We start from the raw sequence: 1,399 nt of genomic DNA, 5'->3' as shown, positions 1-1,399 counted from the left end.
CGCACGGCCCAGTTGTGATGCGGGACGAACATCGCGACGGTCGCCAGTGAGAAGGCGGCGAGGAAGGTATTCATGTCGCGCACGAAGCCCGTGCGTTCGGGCGCAATCGTGCCGCGCGGCCCGCGCGAGCGGATCACGGCGAGCGCCATCAGGAACGTGGTGAGCGTCGCGAGCATCAGCGGCGCGCCGAGGATCGCGCCGACGCCAATCTCCTCGTTGACGGCCTGACTCGACGTGCCGCCGGCCAGCGCGAGCAGCGGCACCATCGTTTCGGGCAGCGCGGTGCCGACGGCCGCGAACAGCGAGCCGGTCACGCCTTCGGAAATCTTCAGGCGTTCGCCGAGATGTTCGAGCGCATTGGTGAAGACTTCGGCCGCGACGAGGATGACGATCAGCATGAACGCGAGTTCGACGAACATGAAGGTCATGCGGCACCTCCGCAGGCAGCGGGGGCGTGGGGCAGGTGAGCAGGGAGGAACATGGGGACTCCGTGGTCGGACGCTGACGAACCATGACACATCCGCCGACGTCCGACCAGGAACGACGCGATGTGCCGATGGTCTCGCCAAGCCGATCAGGTTGAACGCGCCACGGCCGCAGGCCGAGTGTGTTGACGCGTTCGCTTTCCGGGGGACGGAAAGCAGGCTACTCCCCAAAGACGGAAAGCAGTCTAGCCGAGCGGTTTTCTTTCGACAAGCCTTCGTCTCGAAAAAATATACCCCTCCACCCTATAGGGGCAGCGCTTTGGAGATATACTCCCCTACCCTATACAGGAGCCATCGATGAGTCATACCGTTCGCGAAAAACAGAAGCTGCTGAACCGCGTGCGCCGTATCAAGGGACAGGTCGAGGCGATCGAGCGGGCGCTGGAAGACGAGCGCGGCTGCAACGACGTGCTGCAACTGATCACGAGCTGCCGCGGCGCGATGAACGGCCTGCTGGCGGTCGTGCTGGAAGATCACATCCGGTCGCATCTCGTCGATGCGGACACGCCCGACGCGCACGAAGGCAGCGCGACCGAGCAGCTGATCGAGGTCGTCCACAGCTATTTCAAGTAAGCGGATCGGAACATGAACGAATTCAAGAGCCCGGCGGCCGGCGGCGCGCACAGTCACGCGTTTCTGGGCGCCGCCCATGCGCGCAACGAGCGGAAGACGTGGATGGTCATCGGCCTGTGCACGGCGATGATGATCGCCGAGATCGTCGGCGGCACGCTGTTCGGGTCGCTCGCGCTGGTCGCGGACGGGCTGCACATGTCGACGCATGCGGGCGCGATGCTGATCGCCGCGCTGGCCTATACCTATGCGCGCCGGCACGCCGACGATCCGCGCTTCGTGTTCGGCACCGGCAAGCTCGGCGACCTGGCCGGCTTCACGAGCGCGATCGTGCTGGCGATGAT

At 65.0% G+C, this 1,399-nt stretch carries 2 protein-coding genes, 1 pseudogene and 1 riboswitch; of the genes and pseudogenes, 2 read left to right on the top strand and 1 reads right to left on the bottom strand.

Annotated features, from left to right (window positions below; genetic code table 11):
• Window positions 1–428 (bottom strand): annotated as a pseudogene (locus JMF90_RS37065) (sodium:calcium antiporter); the annotation flags it as partial.
• A gap of 69 nt (window positions 429–497) precedes the next feature.
• Window positions 498–666: riboswitch (yybP-ykoY riboswitch) on the bottom strand.
• Between the two features lie 116 nt (window positions 667–782).
• Between JMF90_RS37065 and JMF90_RS37060 the strand changes: the two are divergent.
• Together JMF90_RS37060 and JMF90_RS37055 are read left to right on the top strand one after the other, a co-directional pair.
• Window positions 783–1,058 carry a metal/formaldehyde-sensitive transcriptional repressor gene (locus tag JMF90_RS37060; protein WP_011548394.1) on the top strand — a complete coding sequence of 92 codons (276 nt, stop codon included), beginning with the start codon at window positions 783–785 and terminating at the stop codon, window positions 1,056–1,058.
• Window positions 1,059–1,070: 12 nt separating this feature from the next.
• Window positions 1,071–1,399 (top strand): cation transporter (locus tag JMF90_RS37055; protein WP_201326342.1); only part of this gene is annotated, 329 nt, incomplete at its 3' end.

The organism is Burkholderia sp. E168m23 (genome assembly GCF_016586125.1).
Classification (GTDB): Bacteria; Pseudomonadota; Gammaproteobacteria; order Burkholderiales; family Burkholderiaceae; genus Burkholderia; species Burkholderia orbicola.
The sequence above is the reverse complement of the archived record's forward strand: the minus strand, read 5'-3'. Positions and strand labels throughout refer to the sequence as shown.